The organism is Capnocytophaga cynodegmi (assembly GCF_002302475.1).
GTDB classification, from domain to species: domain Bacteria; phylum Bacteroidota; class Bacteroidia; order Flavobacteriales; family Flavobacteriaceae; genus Capnocytophaga; species Capnocytophaga cynodegmi.
In genome coordinates, this window is sequence record NZ_CP022378.1 from 1,583,629 (window position 1) to 1,608,316 (window position 24,688).

The 24,688-nt window shown below is 33.0% G+C and carries 29 protein-coding genes; 4 read left to right on the forward strand and 25 right to left on the reverse strand.

Translation table 11 applies throughout. The features are described from left to right. Positions 1 to 48 precede the first annotated feature (48 nt). From CGC48_RS07095 to CGC48_RS07200, 22 genes are all read right to left on the reverse strand, one after another. Positions 49 to 468 (reverse strand): hypothetical protein, encoded by a 420-nt coding sequence (locus tag CGC48_RS07095; protein WP_098029029.1) that lies wholly within the window; start codon positions 466 to 468, stop codon positions 49 to 51. A 45-nt stretch (positions 469 to 513) separates the two neighbouring features. Continuing rightward, positions 514 to 1,272: a hypothetical protein gene (locus CGC48_RS07100; RefSeq protein ID WP_098029030.1), complete on the reverse strand. Its 759-nt coding sequence runs from the start codon at positions 1,270 to 1,272 to the stop codon at positions 514 to 516. Positions 1,273 to 1,274: 2 nt separating this feature from the next. After that, positions 1,275 to 2,156: a hypothetical protein gene (locus CGC48_RS07105; protein WP_157909885.1), complete on the reverse strand. Its 882-nt coding sequence runs from the start codon at positions 2,154 to 2,156 to the stop codon at positions 1,275 to 1,277. A gap of 181 nt (positions 2,157 to 2,337) precedes the next feature. Next, positions 2,338 to 2,739: a hypothetical protein gene (locus CGC48_RS07110; protein ID WP_098029032.1), complete on the reverse strand. Its 402-nt coding sequence runs from the start codon at positions 2,737 to 2,739 to the stop codon at positions 2,338 to 2,340. A 270-nt stretch (positions 2,740 to 3,009) separates the two neighbouring features. Next, on the reverse strand, positions 3,010 to 3,462 hold the full coding sequence (locus CGC48_RS07115) for a hypothetical protein (RefSeq protein ID WP_041993697.1): 453 nt from the start codon (positions 3,460 to 3,462) through the stop codon (positions 3,010 to 3,012). Between the two features lie 306 nt (positions 3,463 to 3,768). Beyond that, entirely contained in the window at positions 3,769 to 4,104 is a 336-nt protein-coding gene (locus CGC48_RS07120) for a hypothetical protein (RefSeq protein WP_157909886.1), read from the reverse strand. Positions 4,105 to 4,115: 11 nt separating this feature from the next. Beyond that, positions 4,116 to 4,781, reverse strand: a complete 666-nt coding sequence (locus tag CGC48_RS11790; RefSeq protein ID WP_198537131.1) for a hypothetical protein — start codon at positions 4,779 to 4,781, stop codon at positions 4,116 to 4,118. 29 nt (positions 4,782 to 4,810) lie between these two features. Then, positions 4,811 to 5,224 (reverse strand): hypothetical protein, encoded by a 414-nt coding sequence (locus CGC48_RS07130; protein WP_098029034.1) that lies wholly within the window; start codon positions 5,222 to 5,224, stop codon positions 4,811 to 4,813. A gap of 46 nt (positions 5,225 to 5,270) precedes the next feature. Then, entirely contained in the window at positions 5,271 to 5,711 is a 441-nt protein-coding gene (locus CGC48_RS07135) for a DUF4304 domain-containing protein (RefSeq protein ID WP_098029035.1), read from the reverse strand. Between the two features lie 479 nt (positions 5,712 to 6,190). Beyond that, positions 6,191 to 6,505 carry a hypothetical protein gene (locus tag CGC48_RS07140; RefSeq protein WP_098029036.1) on the reverse strand — a complete coding sequence of 105 codons (315 nt, stop codon included), beginning with the start codon at positions 6,503 to 6,505 and terminating at the stop codon, positions 6,191 to 6,193. A 155-nt stretch (positions 6,506 to 6,660) separates the two neighbouring features. Then, positions 6,661 to 7,332, reverse strand: coding sequence for a hypothetical protein (locus tag CGC48_RS07145; RefSeq protein ID WP_098029037.1), 672 nt, complete (start codon positions 7,330 to 7,332; stop codon positions 6,661 to 6,663). 37 nt (positions 7,333 to 7,369) lie between these two features. Continuing rightward, positions 7,370 to 7,702: a hypothetical protein gene (locus tag CGC48_RS07150; protein ID WP_098029038.1), complete on the reverse strand. Its 333-nt coding sequence runs from the start codon at positions 7,700 to 7,702 to the stop codon at positions 7,370 to 7,372. 45 nt (positions 7,703 to 7,747) lie between these two features. Then, on the reverse strand, positions 7,748 to 8,191 hold the full coding sequence (locus tag CGC48_RS07155) for a hypothetical protein (RefSeq protein WP_098029039.1): 444 nt from the start codon (positions 8,189 to 8,191) through the stop codon (positions 7,748 to 7,750). Between the two features lie 38 nt (positions 8,192 to 8,229). Continuing rightward, positions 8,230 to 8,874 (reverse strand): hypothetical protein, encoded by a 645-nt coding sequence (locus tag CGC48_RS07160; RefSeq protein WP_041993673.1) that lies wholly within the window; start codon positions 8,872 to 8,874, stop codon positions 8,230 to 8,232. Between the two features lie 21 nt (positions 8,875 to 8,895). Then, positions 8,896 to 9,648, reverse strand: a complete 753-nt coding sequence (locus tag CGC48_RS07165) for a hypothetical protein (RefSeq protein ID WP_098029040.1) — start codon at positions 9,646 to 9,648, stop codon at positions 8,896 to 8,898. A 17-nt stretch (positions 9,649 to 9,665) separates the two neighbouring features. Beyond that, positions 9,666 to 9,998 (reverse strand): immunity protein Imm33 domain-containing protein, encoded by a 333-nt coding sequence (locus tag CGC48_RS07170; protein WP_018278767.1) that lies wholly within the window; start codon positions 9,996 to 9,998, stop codon positions 9,666 to 9,668. Positions 9,999 to 10,145: 147 nt separating this feature from the next. Then, on the reverse strand, positions 10,146 to 10,697 hold the full coding sequence (locus tag CGC48_RS07175; RefSeq protein ID WP_098029041.1) for a hypothetical protein: 552 nt from the start codon (positions 10,695 to 10,697) through the stop codon (positions 10,146 to 10,148). Continuing rightward, positions 10,684 to 11,379: a hypothetical protein gene (locus CGC48_RS07180; RefSeq protein WP_098029042.1), complete on the reverse strand. Its 696-nt coding sequence runs from the start codon at positions 11,377 to 11,379 to the stop codon at positions 10,684 to 10,686. Before CGC48_RS07180 ends, CGC48_RS07175 begins: the two co-directional genes overlap by 14 nt. Positions 11,380 to 11,394: 15 nt before the next feature. Then, positions 11,395 to 12,240 carry a hypothetical protein gene (locus tag CGC48_RS07185; protein WP_098029043.1) on the reverse strand — a complete coding sequence of 282 codons (846 nt, stop codon included), beginning with the start codon at positions 12,238 to 12,240 and terminating at the stop codon, positions 11,395 to 11,397. An 18-nt stretch (positions 12,241 to 12,258) separates the two neighbouring features. After that, positions 12,259 to 12,912: a DUF6707 family protein gene (locus CGC48_RS07190; protein ID WP_098029044.1), complete on the reverse strand. Its 654-nt coding sequence runs from the start codon at positions 12,910 to 12,912 to the stop codon at positions 12,259 to 12,261. Between the two features lie 67 nt (positions 12,913 to 12,979). Then, positions 12,980 to 15,121: a suppressor of fused domain protein gene (locus CGC48_RS07195; RefSeq protein ID WP_098029045.1), complete on the reverse strand. Its 2,142-nt coding sequence runs from the start codon at positions 15,119 to 15,121 to the stop codon at positions 12,980 to 12,982. Positions 15,122 to 15,159: 38 nt separating this feature from the next. After that, positions 15,160 to 16,128, reverse strand: a complete 969-nt coding sequence (locus CGC48_RS07200; protein WP_098029046.1) for an SPFH domain-containing protein — start codon at positions 16,126 to 16,128, stop codon at positions 15,160 to 15,162. A gap of 180 nt (positions 16,129 to 16,308) precedes the next feature. Here CGC48_RS07200 and CGC48_RS07205 point away from each other — a divergent pair, with 180 nt between their 5' ends. After that, complete coding sequence (locus tag CGC48_RS07205; protein ID WP_098029047.1) at positions 16,309 to 16,662, forward strand: hypothetical protein; 354 nt, start codon at positions 16,309 to 16,311, stop codon at positions 16,660 to 16,662. 66 nt (positions 16,663 to 16,728) lie between these two features. On the opposite strand, the gene CGC48_RS07210 is transcribed toward CGC48_RS07205, so the two are convergent. Next, complete coding sequence (locus tag CGC48_RS07210) at positions 16,729 to 18,630, reverse strand: coiled-coil domain-containing protein (protein ID WP_098029048.1); 1,902 nt, start codon at positions 18,628 to 18,630, stop codon at positions 16,729 to 16,731. A 328-nt stretch (positions 18,631 to 18,958) separates the two neighbouring features. Here CGC48_RS07210 and CGC48_RS11740 point away from each other — a divergent pair, with 328 nt between their 5' ends. Next, the gene (locus tag CGC48_RS11740; RefSeq protein WP_157909887.1) at positions 18,959 to 19,117 is read left to right on the forward strand and encodes a hypothetical protein; all 159 of its coding nucleotides are present in this window, start codon (positions 18,959 to 18,961) and stop codon (positions 19,115 to 19,117) included. Between the two features lie 82 nt (positions 19,118 to 19,199). On the opposite strand, the gene CGC48_RS07215 is transcribed toward CGC48_RS11740, so the two are convergent. Further along, positions 19,200 to 21,608 carry a TonB-dependent receptor domain-containing protein gene (locus CGC48_RS07215; protein ID WP_098029049.1) on the reverse strand — a complete coding sequence of 803 codons (2,409 nt, stop codon included), beginning with the start codon at positions 21,606 to 21,608 and terminating at the stop codon, positions 19,200 to 19,202. Positions 21,609 to 21,902: 294 nt separating this feature from the next. On the opposite strand from CGC48_RS07215, the gene CGC48_RS07220 reads away from it, so the two are divergent. Both CGC48_RS07220 and CGC48_RS07225 read left to right on the forward strand, forming a co-directional pair. Beyond that, entirely contained in the window at positions 21,903 to 22,352 is a 450-nt protein-coding gene (locus CGC48_RS07220) for a YhcH/YjgK/YiaL family protein (RefSeq protein WP_098029050.1), read from the forward strand. A gap of 20 nt (positions 22,353 to 22,372) precedes the next feature. Next, the gene (locus CGC48_RS07225) at positions 22,373 to 23,353 is read left to right on the forward strand and encodes a polyprenyl synthetase family protein (RefSeq protein ID WP_098029051.1); all 981 of its coding nucleotides are present in this window, start codon (positions 22,373 to 22,375) and stop codon (positions 23,351 to 23,353) included. 59 nt (positions 23,354 to 23,412) lie between these two features. On the opposite strand, the gene CGC48_RS07230 is transcribed toward CGC48_RS07225, so the two are convergent. After that, on the reverse strand, positions 23,413 to 24,513 hold the full coding sequence (locus tag CGC48_RS07230; protein ID WP_018278876.1) for an OmpA family protein: 1,101 nt from the start codon (positions 24,511 to 24,513) through the stop codon (positions 23,413 to 23,415). Positions 24,514 to 24,688: the final 175 nt, after the last annotated feature.

Sequence of the window (24,688 nt, forward strand, 5' to 3'; positions counted from 1 at the left end):
TAAGAGTGAGATTTTACTTTATGGCTAATAATTTGCAATTTCTTTTTGTTAGTTCTCAAAATAGGCGATGACTTCCTTATCTTCCTCTACAATATGGTCAGTTATATGAAAAACATCGGATTTTTGTAGATGATTTAGGCTTTGTTCTCGGTCTAAAATTTCAACTTCAGGAATGTTTTTCCACGAACATTCGTCTTTGTTGGTTAGTGTAATATTATAATTATCATCTTTTACCCAAATTTTGATCGGAAAACCTGTTTTTTTGATAATTTCCTCATTGTTTTCGTCCCATTCGCATAGAACAACCAAACATTCTACCACTTTTGGGTCGTTATGGTCTTCAAATTTTGCATAATAATAGGCAAAGGCTTCGTTATCTTGATAAACAAAGCGTGTCAGTTGGGTGATTTTAGCATTACAGCAATTGCATTTTTCAAATTTCGGAGCTTCAAATTCTATCGTAATCATATTTTAACATCAATAAATTTTTAAATAATAAATTCTGTTTGTTTTTTAATTTTTTGAATTCTGCTTGTAAAAATCAATTACTTTTTTCTGTATTTTTTCTGGATAAATGGTAGCAGAATATGCTATTTCATCAGTTGAGATAAAGGTTAGTAATTCTTTGGCTTTGTTTTTAAACTTTTCATATTCAGAATTATTTCCTTTTTCTTTGTAAATTTCACTCAAAAAGTAATTTGCCTCAAAAGAGTCTTGGTAAAATTCTTCATAGTTAATACCTGTTTCCAAAAGATTAGTGGCTATTTTTAGATATTTTTCGGCTTCATCTGCGTTTTCTAAAAAGTAGTTGCAAAGTCCTGCATTGATGTAAATGGCTGGTACAATATCAGCTCGGTGTTTAAACTGCTTACTTTCAATCTCCTGAATACCCTTTTGGAGAACCGATAAAGCTTCCTGAAAACTTCCTAATTGCATCGCATAATCGGAATAATTGAGATAAATAACCTCTAAATGACTTCTGTTTTTCTCTTTTGAGAGTTGTTCTAAGGCTTTGCTCTCCATTTGTAGGGCTTCTTCCAAAAGCTCATTGTCTCCAAGGGCATATGCAAAGTCGTCGTAAAAGAAGGCCTTACTTATGTGCGTTCCGTTTTCGGAGATAATAACTTCATCATCTTTCCAAATGTTAGGATTGCTTTCGAGTTCAGACAGTAATTCTCTGAAAAGGGCTATGGCGTCGGCTGTGTTACTGGTGTCTCGCAATTCAATAGCTTTCTCGTATCGTGTTATAAAATCTTTTTGTTGTATCATCATTTTTAGTTGTTAATCATATTAAACTGCTTAAAAATTGGCATAAAAAGTTGCATCATTAGTCCGTGTTGTACGCGTCGTAAATCATCGAGGAAATATGAATACGAAGGGTCTTGCTGTCCTTCTTCCTCCTCATCATCTAAAAAAGCAGACCACAAAAAGTAAGAAACAGTAGTGTAAATCCTAACGATATACAAAGGTTTGCTTTGCTTTATATGTTCTATTTTTTTGTGAATTTCGCAGCCATATATTTCTAATTCTTTTCGAGAGATTTTCCCATTCAGATAATCAGTGGCGACATCTAAATAATTGCTTAAATCAGGGCAAGATTTGGTAAGTGAAATTACATAAGTTCGCATAAAATTAATACAATGCAATACGAAATCTTTGTTGGACATCATCTCAAAGGCGAAGAAATCGTACTTGTCTTCAGCAATATCTTCAATAATCCACCACTCGGACTGATTTTCGTCTTGAAATAAGGCTTTTTCCTCATCGGAAAGCTCTCGATAACGCATATTGGGGAAAGGATTATCATCTTTGGCTTGTTGCAAATAGGCTCCAAATTCACGCGGAAATTTTTCATCAATTGCCGAAAGTTTTTCTATGAGCTGGGCTTTTTTGTATTTTATGCTACCTTTTGACAGAAAAAGCAAATCCGTAAAAAGTGTGGATAACTCCAAAATGTTTTTGGGTTTTCCTTTTAGTTTTTTCAACTCTTTGGTTGTTTTTTGAATACATTCTTCTCGTTCTGTTTCATTTGGATAACCAAGCAAATGCCACTCGGCATATCGTAAGTTGGAATGTGCGGCGTAGCCTTGTTCCATCGGTAAAATGTACTGACGAACAAAATCCATACATAGGCTTAAAAATATTCTGTAATTCATTTTTATACTCTTTTGTCATTGTTAATCAAATACATATCAATATCTATTTCAGTTCTTGTTTGATGGCAAAAATCTATTATTTCCATTGATGGAGCCAATCAAGGTGTTATTTCTTCTACATAAATGGTCGGCATAATTTTTTTAGTTTTAGAAAAATACAATTTGATTGTAAATTTTTGGTTTAAAGTTGCTTACAACTTTCGTCACTGAGAATTGAACTTACATCATAGCCCAATTCAGACAAATAATCTATTCCATTTTGTGTAGAAATAACATTATTTCCTGTCCAGCCGTATTTTTTTCCTAATAAAATAAATTTCTGAATGTATTTAGGTTGATGAATATTCACACATTCGGTAGTGCCAGTGGTTAAGTTGGGTAAATTCACGCCATTTTTCAGTGGAAATCCTGCATAGAAATCATATTTTGAAGGAAACTCAATAAGTAAAGGTGTAGTTTTATATCCTTCTGAAAATATTTTCATTCGGATAAAGGAAGGGAAAGTTTCCATTTGGAAATTATCGGTAATTCGATAGTAATAAATGGCATCTTCCACAACAATTTTTCGTAATTTATTTTTCATAGATATTATTTGTTTTTAAAAAGATTTGTTTACTTGGGAATGTAATCTTTTCGCTTCATAAATTTCGGTGAATTTTTATCATTTATCAAAATATATTCTTCTGTTTATCATAATTGATTTCTATTTTATAAAGATAATATGTTCTTTTTTGTCAATTTCACTTTGCCTGATAGCTTTTTCAGTTGTTGTTTGTAAAATTTCTTTACTTTTTTGAATTTCACGCTCTACTATTTCTTCCACAAAGCTCATATTTTTAGTGATGTTTAGTTTTTATTGTGGAAAAATGTATTCTCCAGAGAGTTCGCATATATGCATCAATATTCCATTTTCAAAACGTATTTCCAATTCCATATAAAATTTAGAATTAGCCAAAAGCCAATTCGTATTGGCCAATACAAAAACGATATTTTTAGGATTTTCTGCTTGGCTTGGCAATGCTATGGCTTCAAAATCTAGCTCAAAGCTGTCATTTTCTTGTTGCTTGATGCGTTTTTGTGCAAGTAAATAATCATAATAGGATTTTGTTTTTTCTTTAATTTGTTCCAAAGCATTTTCTGTGTTAAGAAATTCTTCAAAAGCCACTTTTTGTTTTGGTGAAAAATCATTAAAATTCTCATTTTCTGTATAAACCCAAATGAAAGCATTTTGATGTAAGTTTTTTAGATATACTTCTTTCGTTGAAATTGCAATCCCGTCTTCTTTACTAAATTGATAGTTGCTCATATCTGTTCAATATTGTTTAATATATTTTACTTTTTGTGTATTTATCTTTTTTGTTAATTATCATAATCTTCTGTTCTTTTGTCTTGAAACAAAAGAACCAAAAATTCAAGACTTTGGAAACTTCACTAAAAATCAATTCATTTTACTGAAAATCTTTAAACTCGCTACGCTCAAACAATAGAGATTTTCTACGTTTCATTCATTGATTTTCTTAACGTTTCGTCTCCAAGGTCAAAAACTTACTCTTGAAATTCACTCTAATAAATATGACAAATTGTATCACGTTAGCTATATTTAGCTATTTTTCTATAACAAATGCAATACTTTCAGACTAAAAGTATCCTGCATCGTAAGTTTTTCCTTATCTACAAAAGTAATCGTTAAAATATCATTTTCAGCACTATACTGATACATATTTTGGTGTAACTTATCATAAAAATAACCTACAAATTCTTCATTGGACTCTTCATCATCGGTATTTTCTACAAAATCAGTGAAGAAAATATATTGCGGAGGAGTTTCTGTTGCGGTTTCAATCTGTTTTAGCCAAGTCGGGAATTCTTTTGGAATATTTTTCGTCAAATTGTAAATATCTTCTAAAAAAATCTCATCAGGAATTTCATCAAGTTTCATTGGGTTCATAATATTTTGTTTTAAAATAGAATTAATGTATTACCATTGATTACAAACTGAAATCCCCTTTGCCATAATTCAAAGTAAGGTTTTAAAAAATCGGTTTTCGGTTTATTTGTCAATACTGGATATTGTAAATATGCAGCTAAAAAGTAATCACAATTTATTGAATAATATGCTTCACGAAGTATTGAAATTAAACTTTCGTAATCCGTATTATCAATATACCAAATAGATAAAATTTCGTAGAGTTCAGTTTGTGCTTCATCATCAAAATTTTGCTCTCTACTGTCCGAGATTTCAATATTTATAATTTCTTTTAGATAATTTTGCAGGGTTTCTTCTTCAACGAATGAAGCAAATTCTAAAAATCCTGCCAAAAGCTCTTTACCAATGGCTTTTAGTTCTTCTTCTGTGCCTTTTTTATTGGGTACGAAATACCCTGGAGCGATATTTTGCTCAAAGGCTTGTGTAGTTTCTTCTTTTGTCGCTTCAAAAATGGGTTTTATGCGTTGGTAAAGTAATTGTCCGTTTTCAATGGGTTCAAAAACTTTTTCAACATTCTTTCCGTCAGGCATAAATGATTGAAAATAACCATAAAAAAGCTCTTCTAATTCATTGCAATCAGTATCCATTTCCTCTCCAATAAGTTCTGCGAGGTATTGAGCATATTCTTTCTGTGTCATATATTGATATTTTATTAAAAAATTATTGATTAATATTCATAAAGTACAGCTTTGCACTCATTTAAAGGAGTTTGTTTCCCTTCTGAATCTATAAATATATTGTTGCTGATTTCCCCAAATAAAAATCCTTTTTCTTTCCAATCTTTTTGAATGGTTTGTGTGATTTTTTCCTTTCCTGAAGCTCCTTTGAAAGAAACTCCACAGAATTTTTGTCCGTTGGGCAAGGTTATTTCACAATTGGAAGATAAAATGCAATAATCCAATGGCTCTAAATCCTTTATATCAAATAATTCATCGAAAGAATCTTCAAAATCAGAGATGCTTTTTGCTATATATAAGAAACCTCGCTCTGGATTTTGATTTGGGTGATTTCCTGCAACATTGATAAGGTCTGTAATTTCAGTTACAGAAATGTTTTTCTTTTTTATATCTTTTTTGGACATTGTATTTTTCTTTTTTTATGAATGTTTATTAAGTAAATTATTGAGTTTAATCATAAAAATTCTCTATATCTTCCTTGTTTTTGAATTTATTTAAGAAAGTTAGTATGTATTTTTTAATATCTTCTAAAATTAATTCTTTTTCCGATTGATATTTTTGTTTTCTGATAAAAATATCCTGAATTTCATCGAAAGTATACCAGAAATCACCGCTTTCTTTGAGGTTTCCGATGCGTTCACGGATAGGAAAATGCGTCACAGAAGGTATATTTTCATCAGTTTCTAAGTATTTAACGCAAATATTTGCTGTAAAAGTGACCGATTGGCTGTTATTATAAATACTTTTTTGAATATTGATAAGCTGACAGATAGTATTCTCTATTCGATAAAAACTATTTCCTTTTTTCTTAAATTCGATGGGTTTTAGTAAATCGTAAATAGCTTTTATAGTCTCATCAAAAGCAAGTTGTGCATTGGTTTTCTCTTTCATATTTTGTTGTTTTTTTAATTTTTTTTGATGTTTAACTAACTAAATAGCTTCTTTTTTATTGTTTTAAATTCTTTTATGTTTTATTTTTTTGTTTTTGAAACTAACTTTTTTGAATTTTTATCAATATATTTTATTTTTATAACTCACTCTTTTATATTTTATACTGATTTTTTGGTTTTTTATCAATATATTTCATTTTTAAGACTCACTTTTCTATATTTTACACTCACTTTTTGATTTTCTACTAAAAAATATTTCCATTTTATACTGAATCTTTCCTTTTTTACACTAAATCTTTGTTTTTTTATAAATAATCATTCCTTTTTATAACTAATTTTTCGTTATTTTGTTGCTGTTTTTTGTTATTCTTTCAATAAAAATCATTTTTGTAACTGACTTTTTTATTTTTCTTAGTGGATTGTCCGTTTTTTGAATTTATAATTGTAATTTTCTCACAAAAATTTTCATATAAAAAGCTGTTAATCACTGATGCAGCATAAATTTTCTTTATGAAACACCGCATACGATACAATAGCAATCATTTTATATACAAAATTTATTTCAGGTGATGTAGTTGCCTTTGCAATCATCTCAACAGAAAGTGCAAATAGTTCTTTATAGGCAATTTCTAATTCTTCAAAAGAGAAAATAGGGTCGTTGTAATAGTTTTCCCATAATTTCTTGAAAAATCTTATTTCGGTTTTGTCATAAAGTTTGGCTAAAATAGTTTCCTCTTCGTAAGTTATATAGCTAATGCCTTTGTTTTTAGTGTTTTTTAGATGAATTGAGAGCATAGTTTGTCTTTTTTTTATTTGTGTAAATCAAAATAATAAAAAAAAATATTTTTACGTATCTTTTTCTATGATTTTTGATGGTAAAATTGATGGTTTTATATCTATTTTTCTATTTTTTTAGTTCTGATGAAGCTAGTTAGACTTTGAAATATTTTCTATGTAAGCAAACCAATTTCAATTTCATCATTAAGAGGAATACGTTTCAGGTTTTCGTGTGATGTTTTCTTGCTTTGAGTTTTATTGAAAACATTAAAGGCATATATTTTTTTGATTTTTCCATTTAAAATTTCACCAATTTGTCCTTGCCAAATCTCTTCTTCCTTAGGAATATAGGAGGTGGAACTCCAAAAACTTTCTTTTGTTATCCATTCATCCCAACTTAGGTTTTTATCAGCAAGATAACCGTAAGCGTAATCGATTCGGACAATAGGCAAATAAGTTTCGATGATTTTTTGGGCTTTTTCGTAGTCAAAATTATCATTAGCTTGCCAGAAAAACTCAATATCTAATCGGAAAAAGTTATGCGATTGCATCCATAGATTGAATTGCGACCTATAACTATAATAATCTTTGTGTGAAGCACCGATTCCGAACAAATTTTTATAGCCTTTTTTGTCGATTTTCTTCCAAAAGGTTTGTTGTTTTACCAGCGGGTCACCTTTTGAAATACCATATCCCGAACCATGGATGTCCATTCGTAAATCGGTCTGTGAAAATATCTCTTCGCCAATGGTAATGAGTGTTTTTACTAATGTTTCTTTCTCGTTTTCGCTGTAATTTTCCTTGCCAATGTTAGCATAAATACGAAGGTAATTCTGATTTTTCATTAGAATTTAATTTTTTTAAAGTTAAGTTGTTCAAATACTAATATTTTATCAATAAAGATGATTTTTTATGAAAAATATCTTTGTAAAAATGAATTGATGTTCCATATTTGAATTCATATTTTAAATATGATGAGAGCATTTTAAAAACAGATGATGTTGCTTTTATCTCTCCTTGAAACCAAATGTCCCAAGCCATTTGTATTGTTTTATTTTCTTTTTCAAATTGATATAAATCAAAGTCGATAGCTTTATCGAAGATTTCGGGGTTGTATTCTGCGGTGAGTTTCCAATTGTTTTCTTTCAAAAAATCAACAATTTTATAAAAGATTTCAGTTGAAATATTGGTTGCAATGTGTATTTCATCATTCATTGGACTTATTTTTTGTTGTTAATTAATTGATTTCAACCAAATAAATCATTCTATTTTTTGAATGTTAGGAAATGGATTATCTTTTGATGATTTTCGCCAAATGCTTTTCTCTGCCAGAAGTAATCTTTCTTCTAAATTAAAGTTTCCCATTCTTGAAATCACATCATTAGCATCGATTATTTGATTTTTGCTGTTGATAATAACTCCTTTTGTTTCTTTAGCAAGAAAATAGGCGATTTGGTACACATTTTCTTCTGTATTGGAAGTTATTTTGAATGTTAAATTATCTTTTTCAATGCATTGTATGTCAAACCATTGATTATTTTCCCTGGAATGCATATAAAGCTCTGTCCAATCTCTGCTATACACGGGAGAAGCATTGCCATCACTATCGCAATTATGAAAATCATCATCAAAAAAGAAGGCTTTAAAGACTCGAAAATCAGATCTTTGTTCCTTTATTTCTACTTTTAAATAAAATTGTTCCATTGAATTTTTAGTTTGATTTTTATTATTAAACGTATTTCTTATCTAAACGCACTATATGTGGCTAAAATCGTACTTAATTTAGAGGTGTAATCTTCAATATATTTCATTGTAATGTCATCTCCATAAGGCTCGAAACATTTTTTGCCTAATTCAGTATCAAGAAGATAAATATCTTTTTTCGTAAACCAAATTTCTTTGCTTATTTGACATAACTTGGTAAAATTGGGTTCTTTTTTCAATTTATGAAAGGCTTTTAAGTCTATCAATTCTCTTTCGCCAAGTGCTTTTGCTTCTGATGCTTGTGTAGAAATATTACTTATGTTGTGCATTTCCCTAATAACTGCATCTTTAAGGTAAACCACACTTGGCAATAAGTTAGTAAGTCTGTTTATGTAGTCATCAAAGAAGCCGGCTCCTAATTCCCAATTTTCTGCCAGAGGAATACCAATAGCTAAAGGATTTCCTATCCAACTATCATCATTATAACGTGGCGGAGAAATAATTAGGTGTCCTCTTTGGCTCTCTTGTGAATGCTGACTGACGTAAACATACATATATACTAAGTTTTCACTATCCAATTCTTTAACCCAAGAAGTCATATTACGAATCTCCATTGGAACAGCTAAAAAACCTTGTTCTTTTAAAAACTTACTTAATTTCTTAATTTCTTTTGTAAAACTCATAATGATGTTTTTCTCTATTTTTTACCATTTTTCCCACCAGAGGAATTTTCTTTGAGGCTGTATTCCCATTTTTTTTAACTGCTTACGGAATTCTGGTTTTTTCTTGCCTAGTTTGTATAATAATTCATTGTCTGTTTGATGATTATAGAAAGCAAACGCTTCCAAAATTTGACGAATATGCCAATAATCTTCTGAAAATAATAATTTTGTAAGTTCGCTAAGCCTATCGGGAGGGGCAATGGTAATTAGCGTTTCTACAAAAAGATATCTGTCGTGTTTGTTTTTAGTGTGATGTATTTTTTGTAATAGGTCATCAAATACTTTATTATCAGTAGCGAGTTCTAACTCGGTTCGATGTTTGTTCAGAAAGTCAGGCGATTGAACACCAAAGGCAGAAACATCGGTAATTTCTTCGGATTTTACCTTTTCATAAAAGGCTTTAAGTGTGCGAAAAACTGGTTTTGTCCAAAAATCTTCTGAAATGAAGAAAATCCAACCTCGCATTGCTCCTTTTGTCATAATTCCTACACAATTGCTGTCTTCATCTGCTGAAAATAACAAAATATCATCATAAAATGACAGATTTTCATATTCTTCTTTCAGAAATTGTATGTATTCCTCGTTAATTTCAACTTCTTCAGTGTCAAAAAGATGTATATTTCTATCGAATTTGGTGTAATTGGCATACCAATTGTTGATAATATCAATTTCTTCTTGTAAAAGCCCTGCTGGATTGAGGTTTAAATCGCTAAAATAATCCTTGTTAGAAGTCATTTTTAGTTGTTTTTGGGTTAATTTTCATCTTTCCAAACATCTTCATAGCCTTCATTGTCAATGATAAAACGAAATCCCTGCTCTAATCCCAGATAAGGCAATACTTCAGGTAAAATTTCAATTAGATGATACCAATGTATCGGTTTGTAGAAATCATTTGCGTCAGAATATTCTCCGCAATAGATAAACCACGAAACTTTTTCGTCTTTCTCCAGTACAATTCGTTGCCCAACAATAGGCATTTGCCCCAGTGTGTCCAGAGCTATCGCCACCATTTCATTGGGTTTTAGTTGCTCGAACTCAGATTGATATTTTGCACAGATTTTTAGTTGGGATTCCTTTATGTTCATAATTTTATTTTTCTAATTCTTATATTTTAAAGCAATGAATCTTAGCTTTTTACTGATTTTTTTTCCAGTTTTGGTATTCTTTGTTTGAAGTTTTATCTATTCATCCTGATTTTTCAGATTTTTAGCGGTAAAAAAATGTGTGTTTTTTCAACTTTTGATTTTTCCCATTTTATCTCCTATAAATTGCCTCCACTCAGGTTTTAGCTTTGGGCTGATATGTTCAGTTAGTTTTAATAATTCATTTTTATATTGAGAACCAGAGAGTTTGTATACTGCCCACAGCAATTTTTTATGAAATGAATAATGATTGTTGTATTGCATATACTTCAGTTTCATTTGAAAAGCCTTAAGCAAATATGCAACGGATTCTTTATTTCTGGCTTCTTCTAAAACAGAAATAATATCTTCGTGGCGTTCGTGCCAATCTTCAAGTAATAAACTTTGACACAATCCTACAACTTCTTTATTACGAATATTAAATATAAAAACGACCAATAAAGCACCTTCCAAAGTTTCATTATTTCTGTTTGTCGCACAATCCTTCAGAAACAAAGTAGAAAGTGTTTCAACCGAAATGTTCTCTTTTTCAGTATATTGTGTGATGTAATATTTTAGGTCGTATTTAGAGAGTTTTTCCTCATAAAAAGAGTCAATATACTTATTTATTTCTGTAAAATCCATTAGTTTATTCTTTGACATTGAGTTTTATTCCGTGAGCTACTGCAAATTTTAAGATGTCTTCTCCAACAAAACTGCTATAAGTAAAATTAAATTGCTTGACGGTTTGTAATTTTTCATACGATTTAATAAACTTTCCTTTGTAACTGCATTTTTCTACAAAATTGTTTAGAAAAATCTCAGCTTTTTCTTTTCCACTGTGCCAAAACACAAAATAGAAAGGCAAAAGTTCATCGTGTTTAACATTTTTATTGAAAATTGCTCCATTTTCCAATAAGAAATCCACCGCCTTGTCTTTATTTTCAAAAAGTTCAAAGATAGGTAAAGCATATTCTTTTAAATACTTTACAATTTCATCGATAGTTGGTTGAAAACTAAGTCCTGCCAAGTTCCATTCGTACCAATATTGGCGTGGCGTGAGGTAGCCGAGTTGTTTTGTAAAGATTAACTCCCACATTTCTTGCCCGTTACTTTGTGTGTTGAGCCATTTTTCCATTTTTTTGGAAGAAATGTTAATGTGTGGAAGTATGGCAACGCTGCCGCTGTAGTTTCGCATACTGGTCTGAAAATAAATTTCAAATTCGATACTTTTATTTTGGCTTACTTTCTTTAGTTTTCTGCCTTTTTGTATGGATTTAAAGTCAGGAAAATGCTGAGCGATTTCTCCGCAACCTTTTTCAAATATTTCTTTTGGACTTGTCATAGTAACTATATTTTCTTATTGATTATCAAAAGCTAAATGTAATAATGCTTTTTGTAATTGTATCAAGTTTTCCAAGTTTTGACTTCTTACTGAAAAGAGAGAACTTTCACAATCAAAAAATAATGTTTTAAGTAAAGGTTTGTTGGTTTCTTTTAAGTACTTTTTAAGTCGTTTTTCGATGTCGTATGCGTTGATTTCAGTATCTTCAGAATGTTGTTTTTCAGTCAAAAAGAGGTCAAAGTCATCTAACAAAAGAGTATATTCATTGTCCGATGAAGCAAAGATGTGAGGGCGAAAACTCCGTGTACTTTTTCTTGAAATCGTTGGCTCTTCTGGTTTTTGTTCGTTTTCTTCTAATTTTTGTAAACATTCGAGCAAATAATTTTGTAAAGCGCCTCCTAATTTGCTGTACTTCAATTCAGCTAAAGCAATGTATTTGTCCTTCAGTATTTGATTTTCTACTTTTATGATTATTTCGCGTTTTTGAGCGTCATTTTTCCATAAAAAATCAGGAATATCGTTGCTGTTTTCGATAATTTTGTCCAAATCGCTTGTTAGGTTTCGCAAAAAATCATCTCGTAATGCTTTAGGAATCTTGCGTTTATTGCGTTCACAATAATCAAGCAGAATTATTTTCCATTGCTGAGCTTCTTCGGTCATTATGGGATTATCCCCTCCATCAAAATGTTCTGACAAAAGGCTCAATGCTTTGATGTTTCCAAAAATACCTGTACGAATTTTGTCTAAAGTTTTGTAATGTTCAATATCTTCACGAATGTTTTTAACATTATAATTGGCGGCATCAAAAAAAGCTAATGAAGCAAAATCATTTCGTTGTAGGTCGCTATTTGTTATTTTCATAGTTGTATTTTATGTTACTTAATTGTATTTAGCGAATCGTTTTTCTTTTAGTGTTTCCAATTGCTGCGAGATGATTTCTTCCATATGATTCTGTAACGCTTCCCGATTTTCAAAATTGGGAGTTTCCAACCACTGCGGAAATTGTAAAGTTTTGAAATCAACAAACTCGCTGATAAGTTTCACTTGGCTTCCTTCTTTCAAAAGCCCTAAACGCATTGCATATTCATAGCTTAAATCCTCTTCTTCAAGAGCTTCAGCTATTTCTGTCTTGTAATCATTGATTTTGTTGAGTGATAAAATCCGATGAAAATAATAATCCAAACTTTCTTGTGCCTTTTTGGTACTTTGGTAATGGGTAACACTTTTGTAATGCTCAAAAATGGCTTTCCGTTGGTTCGCAGTGATGTTTGGAACAGCAACAATGATGGCTAAATAGGATTCCATATCGCCCCAAATAAGGAAATCTTCTTCAAAAGGTACGCTCAAAACTTCAGGAAGTAAAGCCAAAAGCGGTTCATATTTTTCACAAATAAAGAGGCTGTCCATCAAATCAGATAAAGTTTCACGATTTGCTGAATTTTTAATGGAGAATTTCTTTTTCAGTTTCTCTAAATTCTTTTGTTGCTTTTTTGTGATGCAGAATGCCTCTATTTTTTCAAAAGGAATATTCATAATTTATTAGAATTTTGTGAGAAGAAATGCCAATCCCACTTTTTTGAGGGATTGGCAAGAGAAGTGATTAACTTCCTAAATTCAAGTAAATTACAGGCGTTCCGTCTTCTTGGTAGGATTCCAAATCGAAACCTTCAAAGAAAATATGGTCACCTAAATCTTTGTTAGATAACGTATTGTGAATATGACGAAGTAAGTTTAAAGCTCCGTAATAGTTGCGGTCTTCACTTTCAAGTTCTGCTAATATACGAGCGTAGTACATTCCGTCCTCGTCGGGATTATCAAAAGTTTCAGGATTAAGCAAACGCTCATTTTCCAAAATATCTTTCTCACTTTTGATGTAAGCCTCATACATCATCATCACTTTGGAACTGCTAAAAATGGTTGCGAAAGGAGTGAAGTCTTCCAAATCGTTTTCAATATCAGCATTGTAATCTCGTATGGCGTCCCAGAAATGCATCAGTGAACCGTAAAAACGGTCGTTAAACGCCCACGCAATATTATCTAATAAATTAGGAGTTTCCATAGCCTCGTAATCTTCACAAACATTCACACGATTGATGTCAACTACTGGCGGATACGGAATGTCAGCTGCTTCGAACTTGTCCAGTAAATCGTCTGCCGATTGGTCGAGTTTGAATTGAGTTTCTTCTGGATAAAGTGGCACTACATAGAAGAATCCAACTTCTTTTCCCGAAGGTAATTCTGCCACAGCCCATTGGCTTTGTTCACCGTCTTCACTTTGTGCAACTGCCCCAATGAGCATCAAGCAATCGAAATTAGTGCCTTCCAAAGCATCATTGGTAGGTATGGTATGCCCGTATCCTAAATAAGTTTGATGCTGGATAGGCAAACGAGCCAAGTTTTTCAGCCAACGGATAGGCCAATAGTCTTTTTCTTCTTCACTTTGGATATTCCAAGTAGGAGGTAGGTTGATAACCAGTTCGGCAAATGGCGAGGCGTGATAATCCTCTGGGGTGTACATCTGAAAAGCTCCCATACCGCCCGTTACTAGTGTGTAATAATTGCGTTCTGGTGTGGGTTTTATAAGATAAATATCGCAATGAATATCAGGAGATACGAGTTCGTGCAAAACCTCATCAAACTTCCCGAAGGTCGTTTCGATGTAACTTTCCAAAGCCGTGCGTTCTTCTTCAGTGTAATACGCTGCTTCTTGGTAATTTCCGTCTTCAGCAAACTCAAGCCAATTATTTTCGGCATTGTACACCAATTGTTCTGATTGCAAATTGCGAATGATGTAACCTAACCAATCTTTGATGTCGTTGTAGAGATAACCTACTTCAAAATTATTGATGTCCTCGTTGAGCATCACGCAGATAATTTGCCCATAAAATTCTTCCTGTTTGGGGTCTAAATCCATACAAATGAAGAATTGCTCTCCAGCCAAAATCGGAATCCATTTTTCGTTGAAAAGTGTGTTTTGGACATCTTCTTCATCAAAGAAAATTTCTTCGGAAAGTCGGACATTTTTCCAATTCTCACCATAATGTTGCTTTACAAAGCTCAGCCATCTTTCCTGAATTTCAGTCACTTCACTTAATGAAACAAAATGCTGATTGCCTGTTGCGAAAAACGGAACAATTTGTTTTTGACCATTGAAAGTGCGATAAAGTTCTTTATAAGCTTCAGGAAGTTTTGCACCAATTTGGTTTTCAAAACTTTCCAACTCGGCATCGGAGGCTCCTGAGGCAATGAGTGTACGTAAATTGGGAGCTTTTTTCTCTAAAAAGTGTAAAAATCGTTCTAACGGATATTGCACTCCTTCTCTTCCGCCGTTGTAAACCTCTACAGGCGAAACTCCTTTTTCTTGAGCATATTCAATACAAGCCAAATACGTATCTACATCATTACCAGAACCTTGTAATTCTTGTTCTCTGAGGAAGTGTTTTTTTGCTAATTCACTGTTATTGAGGTAGAAGTAAGAATACCCAATGCGATAATTCCACGAAGCCGTTTCGCCAAGTTCTTCTTCCAGATATTTGAAAACGTCGATAGCTTTTTGCAAATATTTTTCATTTTCAGCAGATTGGTCGAGCCAGTAAAAGTTGTTATAAGCCCTTCCGAGTTCGCTCAGAACGGCAGTAGAACGCTCTTCCACAGGCAGATTTTCTATAAAGTCGATAATAGCTTGGATGTTATCATTTTCATCCCAAGCATCAATTTTTTTTAGGATTTGTTTTTCTGTCATAATTTTAAATTGATTAAAACTTTGTTGAATTCTATTTTTTAAAAATTGGCTAAAATTTCAGCCTTTTTTGTCTTGTATTCTTCTTCATTGATAAGTCCATTTTCAAAAAGTGTTTTGAGTTTTTGAAGTTTCGTTGTTAGGTCATCAATTGTAGTTGGCTGATTTTGTTGTATTTGTTGCTGCATCGTTCCCATCATCATTCCCATTGCCACGCCCTCTTTCACGCTTGAATTAAGGTTGCTACGGTCGTTACCAATGGCATTGGCAGTGTTAAATTGCTGAAAACGATTCATATCGCCAATGATATTCATACTTGTAGCTTTATCATAGAATTCTGTAACTTCTTGCGGAAGCGTTACTGAACTTATTGTAAATTGTGTTACCTCAATTCCAAAATCCGAGAAATAAGGTTCAATCATTGGACGAATTTTATTGCTCAGTTCGGTCATATTTCCTGCAACATCTACAACTGAAAGATTGGCATTAGAAAGAGCTTCTCCAAACTTTGGAGCAATGAAATCACGAAGTTGTGTTTCCAATTCAAAGATAGTTAATGTGGGATACGTACCTGCATATTCCTTAAAGAACTTGGAAACATCAGTTATTTTTACATTGTAGGAGCCAAAGGCACGTATTCGTACTTGTCCGAATTGAGGGTCACGCATTAGCACGGGAGCAGGTGTTCCCCATTTAAGATTTGCGAATTGTTTGGTTGAAAAATAATACACATCAGCTTTGAAAGGGCTTTCAAAACCATATTTCCAACCTCTGAGTTTAGAAAGAATTGGTATATTTTGAGTAGAAAGTGAATGTGTACCAGCACTGAAAATATCAGCAATGGAGCCTTCATTCAGAAAAAGAACAGATTGGCTTTCGCGTACAATAAGTTTTGCTCCGTTTTTAATTTCTTTGTCTTGATCGGGTACTTTCCACATTAGCAGGTTAGGAGTGTGTTCTACCCATTCAATGATTTCTAAATACGGTAGTTTTGAATTTGGATTCGACATAATGAAATAATTTACTATTCATTGGCAAAGATAGTCAGAAGCTCAAACTATATCAAAGAAAAAGGCGTCTACAAACTGTCTACAAGTGTTCTTTTATACTCATTTTTAGTGTTTTTTTGAGTTTTGATGTAAGAATGTTTTTCAAAAAATGTATATTTGCCACAATAAAATATAAGAAAGATGAAAAAAATTTTATTTTTAATTGCTGCAATAGTGATGATTGTAGCCTGTGGAAAGAGTGAAAATAATCCAGAAGGAGGAACCTACACCGTGAAAATTCCGAAAGCGGAAGGAGTTAAATTGCTCAATGTAGCAGTTGTATATGATGGGAAAACCGACACAGAGGTTGTTAATAAAGCTCTTACAGAAGACTGGGTGAAGACTTTTACAACTCAAGGTCATATTGCAGTTTCGGTAGGAGCAAAAGGAACAAACGATAATTCTGTTTTGAAGTTGCAATTACTCAAAGGAGATAAGGTAGTAAAGGAATCTACTGCTAATGGGGTACATTTGGTGGCAACAGTTACTAATTAAGGAAAAATGAACTTTGGTTTTAAAAGAGATTATCTGATATGATGTTTAAGATAATCTCTTTTTTTGTTATGCGGTTAAGCTTTGGAGAAAATCTTCCAAGCTGTCTTCTTTCTCTAAATTTAGTTTCTGTTTGATGCGATATTTGCTCATTCGGATACTTTTGGGTTCTACATTAAAGGCTGTAGCAATTTCCTTTGTGGAAAGCTTCAGATACATATAAGCACAATATTTCAGGTCGAGTGATGTGAGTTTATTGTCTGAAATTTCACTAAGTTTATTGAAAAAATCGGGGTGAATATCTTGGAATTCTTTAACGGTTTGCTCTATTGTATCATCTAAGAATTTTTCTTTTTTCAATACACGTTCAATGTTAAAGGTGTTTCCCTCTTGCTTAATTTTATCTTTTATTTCTTCTAATAACTTGTTTTTTCGGTCGATTTGAAGTGCGTTTGCTAATACTTCTTTTTGCATTTGTTCATTTTTGAGCTGTAAGAGTTCTTGTTCTGCTTTTAGTCGAGCCTGTTCCTCTTTCTCAAGTCGGAGTTGCATTTTTATTTCTCGCTCCATTTGCGATTTTTGTATGGAAAGTAGTCTGCGTTCCTTTTCTTTGAGCAATGCACGAGCTTCGGCCTCGTTTTTTTCTTTTTCGAGTCGGAGTTGTTTTTCGTTTTGTAGTTTTGCTTTATTTTGTTGATTGCGAACGACGAACACAAGCGAAACCAATGCCAAAACCGATGTGCCAATGTAAAGGTAATTGAGTTGCTTTCTGCTTTCTGCTAATTGGGAAATGGTTTCTATTTGTTGTTTTATTTGTTGGTTTTCAAACTCAGCTTCCAAGCGGAGCATTTGTTCTTGCTGGTTTTGGTCGTAAAGCTTGGCTTTATATATTTCTTTTTCGTTTTTTAGGTGTAGGGCTTTTTCAAGATTTCCGCTTTTTTCGTAGAGTTGCGAAAGAGCTTGGGCAAGGGCAATGAGTGTATAATAATCAATTACGGGTTGTTGTTTGCTTATTTCCAAAAAAGCCTCTGTGAGCAGTCTTTCTGCTTCTGATGTATTGCCTTGTTGCACAGCGATTTCCGCCAAAAGTCCTTTTGCATTAGCTTGAATTGAAGCGGTATTGCTTTTTCCTCGCGATACTTCGAGGGCAATAGCAGTGTATTTCTCAATATTGGCTAACGTATTTGGGTCAGAGAGCTTTCCGCTTTGGTAATAGAAATCCGCAATGTTGATATTGGTTATTCCGTAAGTGATTGGGCTTACCTTATTCGGAAATTGCTTGTAAAGTGCCGCCGATTTCTCCAAATAAATCAAAATACTATCTTTAAAGGCTTCGTTTTGCTCTTTTTTGTACAGATATCCCATAACAGTAGACATTGCCGAGTAGCCGTTGGAGAGCAGATTGTAATTAGCGACCTTGTTGGCGGTTTCTATAGTTTTTTGAGCGTATTTTCGGGCAAGGGAAGCGTCTTCTACACTTGAATAAGCCCCGTAAAGAATGTAATATAGCTTCGGTTTGAGTGTTTCCAGCCTGTTTTCCTCTGCGATTGTCAAAGCCAGTTGGCAATTTTCAACAGCGAGTTGACGAATGTCGAGATAGTTATAATAATAGGCTTGAGTGTAATATCCGTAAGCGATTGCTTGAGAAGAATGAGCCTTTTCGGCTATGCTTCTGGCTTTCTGCATATATTCTTTAGCTAAATTGGAATTCTTTATGGCGAAAAAGTATTTCACATATTCCGAATATATCTCAGTTAAATAGTCTTTCTGATTGTTTTCAGCCAGTAATTCAGCTTGTTTGAGGACATCGTAAATCTCTTCAAGTCTTCCTTCTCCTCGTAATTGCTCACTGGATTTCAGATAGCCTTCTATTTCTTTCGAAAAATGTTGCCCGTGAACAAATTCAGCTCCTAAGAGTAGCACGATGAGGATAATTTTATATAAATCAACTATTCGGGATATCCTTTTCATTTATTTTTAATTTTATATAGGCAAATATAGTAATTTACTTTATAGAAATAATTGTAGAAATTATTTTTTTAATTTCCTTTTTAGGGTAAATAAAATGAAATGAGTATAAAAGGACTTCCTTTTTTGGTAAAATAAATTAGTTTTATATAATACGAATTACATTCTATAGATAATGAAAATAGTTTTAGATTAAAAAGTAACTTGTTTGAGGTAAAATAGAGTAGGATAGGAGGGGAAATGCTACGAAAAAGTAATAGCACACAATAAAATAACATAGCAAGTATATAAAATAGTATAGATTTATTTTAAATATCTTCGTCGTGATACTATGATAGACTATCCTGATTTTAAATATCCTTGTCGTGCTACTATGATAGACTATTCTATTTTTCAATATCCTCGTCGTGACACTACGATAGTCTATTCTGATTTTAAATATTCTTGTCGTACTACTACAATAGGGTATTCTGATTTTAATTCTCTCTAAAATATAACTATGATACTAATTTTTTATTTAAAAAATCACTAAAATAGAACACTTTTTAAGATTTTGGAAAGTAATTATCCCTTTAAAGCCTATCTGCTTCCTCTAAATTACTTTGATGAGCCGTTTTTGAGCTTTGTTTTCCGATTTTGTAAGTTAGATAGAACTTTACTTGGCGTGATTCTGCATATCCCCAGATGTAATTATCCAAATTTGGAAGATGACTTTCTGAGTCCCAACGTCTGGTATGGAAAATATCGGTAAAAGAAAAGGATAAATGAAGTTGATTATTTAGAAAACTGCGTTGCAATCCGATGTCAATACCTCCAGAAGGCTTAGCAATTTCATTAACATTGGCTATTTGTTTTGTGGTGTAGTCAGCATTAATCTCGCCAGTGATTTTGAAAGGCAATTTAAGCTGATGTTGTGAGTTTATGGAGAAAGTCCATTTGCTGGGGCTAAAAGAAGTATAATTTTCTATCTGAAATGAATTTCGAACATAGAATAAGGAAGGATTTATGTGCATTTTGTACCAAGAAGCACACTGAATTTCTTGCAGAATGCTTGTCGAGAAATAATTTTGGTGTCCTATGTTGCGTGGAATCATAATTACACGTTCGTTAGCCTGTTTCTCGGTAATTTGTCCGCTGAAATCATTTGTATAATTGTAAGAAAGTATAGCGGTTGTCTTGTTCCAAGTTGCAGTAGCACTAATCTTATGTATTTTTTGGGGCTCTAAAAATGGATTGCCCACCCAGTCGGACAATCCGTCGAGAGCTAAAATGAAAGGACTTAAGTTTTGATACGCAGGGCGGGAAATCCGACTGCTGTAATTGAATCCGTAGGCTGTTTTATCGCTTTTCTGATATGTGAGACTTAGGGAGGGGAATAGATTGAGGTAATTCCGTTTATTTTCTTGATAATCTTGGTTACTTCCTTGTCGGGAGAATAATTTTCCAACAGAAAAAGTATGCTCACTACGTAGCCCTGTTTCTAAGGAGACCTTTTCGCTTACCGCGATGGCATACTGAATATATGCTGCGAATAAACGTTCTTTATAATTGAAAGTATTAGAACGATTTGGGATTAGAAGGTTACCCGACGGGGATACGCTAAAAAAATCAGAGATATTATTTGATACAACTTGGGAGAATTTAATTCCTGACGACCAATTTCCTTTCCATAATGGGAATTTTTGATGTAAGGAAGCGGCAAAAATGTGTATTTTTCGGTCGCTATCAGCCAGAAAAGCCTCATCATCGATACGATTTCCTGCCAAATTTTTATGCCAATTGGGTTGGTTTACTCCCGACAAGCCGTCGAAGAATACATAATCTATGTCGATGTTGTATTTTTCATTGTCAGAAGGCTGATACGCATAAAAAGAACTCAATCCATAACGTGCATTTCTTTGTTTGAAGTAATCGCTTTGCCCGAAAATGGTCTTTTCATATTTGAAATCCTTATTGAAGATATCGTTTTGGGTGTTTATAATTCCTTTACCGAAATGAGAGTTCGCAGAAAGGGCTATCCCAATTGTATTCTTCTTATTTAGTAGATAATCCAGCCCAAAATTACCTGAAACAGAGTGACGCTTGTCTGTATCTGCCGATGAACTGATGTACCACTTGTCATCTAACTTTCTTTCTGAGCCGTAATCATAATTGATATGCCCAAAATGATGGCTGTATGAGGCGTTTATGTTTAGTTTATCGGTATTGTGTTGCAAGGAAACGTCCGTTGTATTTCTCAGGTGATGCCAATAGGATACACCACTCCCCGCCGAAATGTATGTACCCTCAATGTTATGCTTGTCTAACACTATATTAATGATACCAGCCGCTCCTTCGGCATCGTATTGGGCTGGTGGATTTAGCATAATCTCAATGTTCTTAATCTGTGAGGCTGAAATGGATTTGAGGAAACTTGCTAAGTCCTCCGATTGCATAAATGTAGATTTTCCGTTGATAAAAACGACTGCTCCTTTTTTGCCCAGAATTGAAATGGCGTAAGAATTATCCATTAATATACCTGGTGTTTTTTGCAGAGCCTCCAAAGCGTTTCCTCCTGAGGTAATACTACTTTCTTTAGGCGAAAAAATGATTTTGCCTTCCTTCAACCGAATGGTAGGTTTCTTTCTGTCTGCCGATACTACCACGCCCGATAATTCAGTAACTAAAGATTGCAGCTTAATAATGCCGAGAGAAATGTCTTTGTCCCATTGTAAGGGAGTTTTTTCCTCGTAGGTTTCAAATCCTGTGGCAAAGATTACTATTTTTATGTTGTTTCCGTTTCCTTTCAGGGTAAAATTTCCCTCCAAGTCGGTGCTTGTTTGTGAAATCACCTCAGATTTGTCATACGACAACACCGAAACAATTGCGTAAGGCACGGCATCGTTGTATTCATCGGTTATACGCCCTGAAATGATATGAGAATGTTGTGAAAATACACTCGTACAAACTAAAAAGAACATAAAATAGATAGTAGTTTTCATTTTTTAAATCATTTTGTTGGTTTTGGTGTTTCAATATTGCGAAAAATAAAATAAAAAGTCTCAAAATTTGTACAAAATTAAAAATTAAAAATTAAAAATTAAAAATTAAAAATTAAAAATTTTATTTTTAAATATAAATTTAGAATGAATATGAATTGATTGTTGTTTTTGTAAGTAGTGAAATGTAATCTTTCCAAAGATTATAATAAATTTAGAATCAACAAATTTGGATATTATTTTTGTTTTCGCTGATTTTTTCAATACATTTGCAAGGCACTAAAAATAAAGAAAATAATGATTCTGTCCGATTTAAGCCAAAGTAGTCGTTATGAGGGGTTGCATTCTGCTTTTCCGAAGGTTTTTCAGTATGTGAAAAGTCATAATTTGTTAAACGCAGAACTGGGGAAAATAGAAATTGATGGCGATAAAGTTTTTATAATTAATTCAGAACCTGAATGTCTTTCTAAAGAAAATCAAGTACTTGAGTATCATAGGAAGTATTTGGATATTCATATTCTTCTTTCTGGTGAAGAAACTATCGGCTGGAAGAATTTGGCTCATTGCAAACAGGAAAAAAAAGCCTTTGATGAGGAAAATGATTATGGACTTTACGAAGATAAACCAACAACTTACATTACGCTAAAACCCAATCAATTTGCGATTGTATATCCTGAAGATGCTCACGCTCCGATTATTGGCGAAGGTAAAATTCGGAAATTGGTAGTGAAAATTAGTGTGGAATAAAAGGCTTTAAGCATAAGGATATGAAAGTTATTTCACAAATAAAGGAACCTATCCGCCAAGAGATGGAGCTTTTTGAGCAGAAGTTCCGCGATTCAATGTCCTCTCAAGTGGCATTACTTAATCGGATTACGTATTACATTGTTAATAGAAAAGGCAAACAAATGCGTCCGATGTTTGTGTTTTTGGTGGCGAAAATGGTTTCTGGCGGTAATGTGGAAGAACGTACATATCGTGGAGCCTCTGTAATTGAGCTTATTCATACGGCAACTTTGGTCCACGATGATGTGGTTGATGATAGTAATAAACGTCGTGGATTTTTTTCGATTAATGCTTTGTGGAAAAACAAAATAGCCGTTTTGGTTGGTGATTATCTGCTTTCCAAAGGATTGTTGCTTTCAATTGATAATTCTGATTTTGATTTGCTTAGAATAATTTCGGTTGCGGTTCGTGAAATGAGTGAAGGAGAGCTTCTGCAAATAGAAAAGGCTCGTAGGTTAGATATTGTTGAGTCTGTTTATTATGAAATTATTCGTCAGAAAACAGCTACATTAATTGCTGCCTGTTGTGCTATGGGTGCTTGTTCTGTAATTCCAGATGATAAGGAGACTATTGAAAAAATGCGTCTTTTTGGAGAATATATCGGAATGGCTTTCCAAATCAAGGACGATTTGTTTGATTATACAGAAGAAAGTATTGGTAAACCAACAGGAATTGATATTAAAGAACAAAAAATGACGCTTCCTCTTATCTACACATTGAATACTTGTACGGAAAAAGAGAGGAAATGGATAATAAATTCTATTAAAAATCATAATAAAGATAAAAAACGCGTTCGGGAAGTTATCAATTTGGTGAAAGAAAAGAATGGACTTGCTTATGCTGAGGAAAAGATGCGTGAATTTCAACAAAAAGCTTTGGAAATTCTTTCTAAATTCCCTGATTCAGAGTATAAGAACGCACTAATACTAATGGTGAATTACGTTATTGACCGAAAAATATAATTATACAAATAAAAAGAGCCTAAAATTTAGGCTCTTTTTATTTTTGAATTCAATTTTAACTATTCTCCAAGAATTCTAAACTCTGTTCTTCGGTTTTTGTGATGCTCTTCTTCTGAACATTGAACTCCGTTAGCACATCTGTTAATCAAACGAGATTCTCCGTATCCTTTTGCGATCATTCTTGAACGTTGAATACCTTTGTTAGCTAAGTAGTTAACAACAGCATTTGCTCTCTGTTGAGAAAGAGACATATTGTATTGGTCGTTTCCTCTTGAATCTGTGTGTGACATAATTTCTACACTTGTGTTTTTTCCTCTTAACAAAGGTAACAACATATCATCAATAACTTTTTCAGAAGCTTTTGTTAACTTAGCACTGTTGTACTCATAAAGAATAGGCAACAAAGTAGGTTCTAATAACTTACAATCAACCTCTTCCCAAACAGTAACACCTCCTTGTTTAACTAAAACTTGTTTAGTTATGGTTTTGTGTTCAGCAGGAACTTCTACTTTGCGAGTTGTTGCTGGTGAATCAATTACTTCACGTTTGATAGTGGCGTATTCAGCAGGAATTTCAATTTCTTCAACACGAGCAGGAGTTTTGATTACCTGACGTTTGAAGTTTGCTGATACAGCAGGGATTTCACTCTCAGTTGTGTGAGCATCTTTTGTTAATGTAACGATGTTAACACTTTCAAAACGAGCTGGTCTTTCAACAAAACACGCAGTAACACAAGCGTCTTTATTAATTGAAGGACAATTGTCAAGATGTTTGTATTCCCACCCTGAAGTTTTAGGGAATACTTCAATAGTTTTTACATCATTTCCAAAAGCAGCAGGAACAACTTTCAAAATACTTCCTTGTTCTTTTTTCTCGTAAGGGACATCGACTGTTTCATAAACAGCAGGTACGTAAACCAACTTTTTGCTTGCTTCTTTTACAAGAACACGTTCTTCAATGGTTTTGTACTTAGCAGGAACTACCTCTAATTTGCTGTACGCAGGAGAAATTTCGATAGTTTCTGTTTCTTCGCGGAATTCATCCTTTGTGATACATTTAACGTAGCACTTTCCTGGGGCAGGGTTTGCTGGTAAATCTTGGGCACACACATACCCACCAACCGATAAAATAGCAATTAAGCTCAGGGTTGTCTTTTTCATATGAAAAAAATAATTATTGGTTTAAAACATTAGCAAAAATACAAATTAATATCACATCTAAAAAAAATTAACAATACTTTGGCTTTTTTTATATATGTTGAGAGGAATTATGTTAAGAATTTGTTTGTAAAAGAAAATTCGAAGATGAGTTGAATTGTGTTTTTGCAAAGAAAAA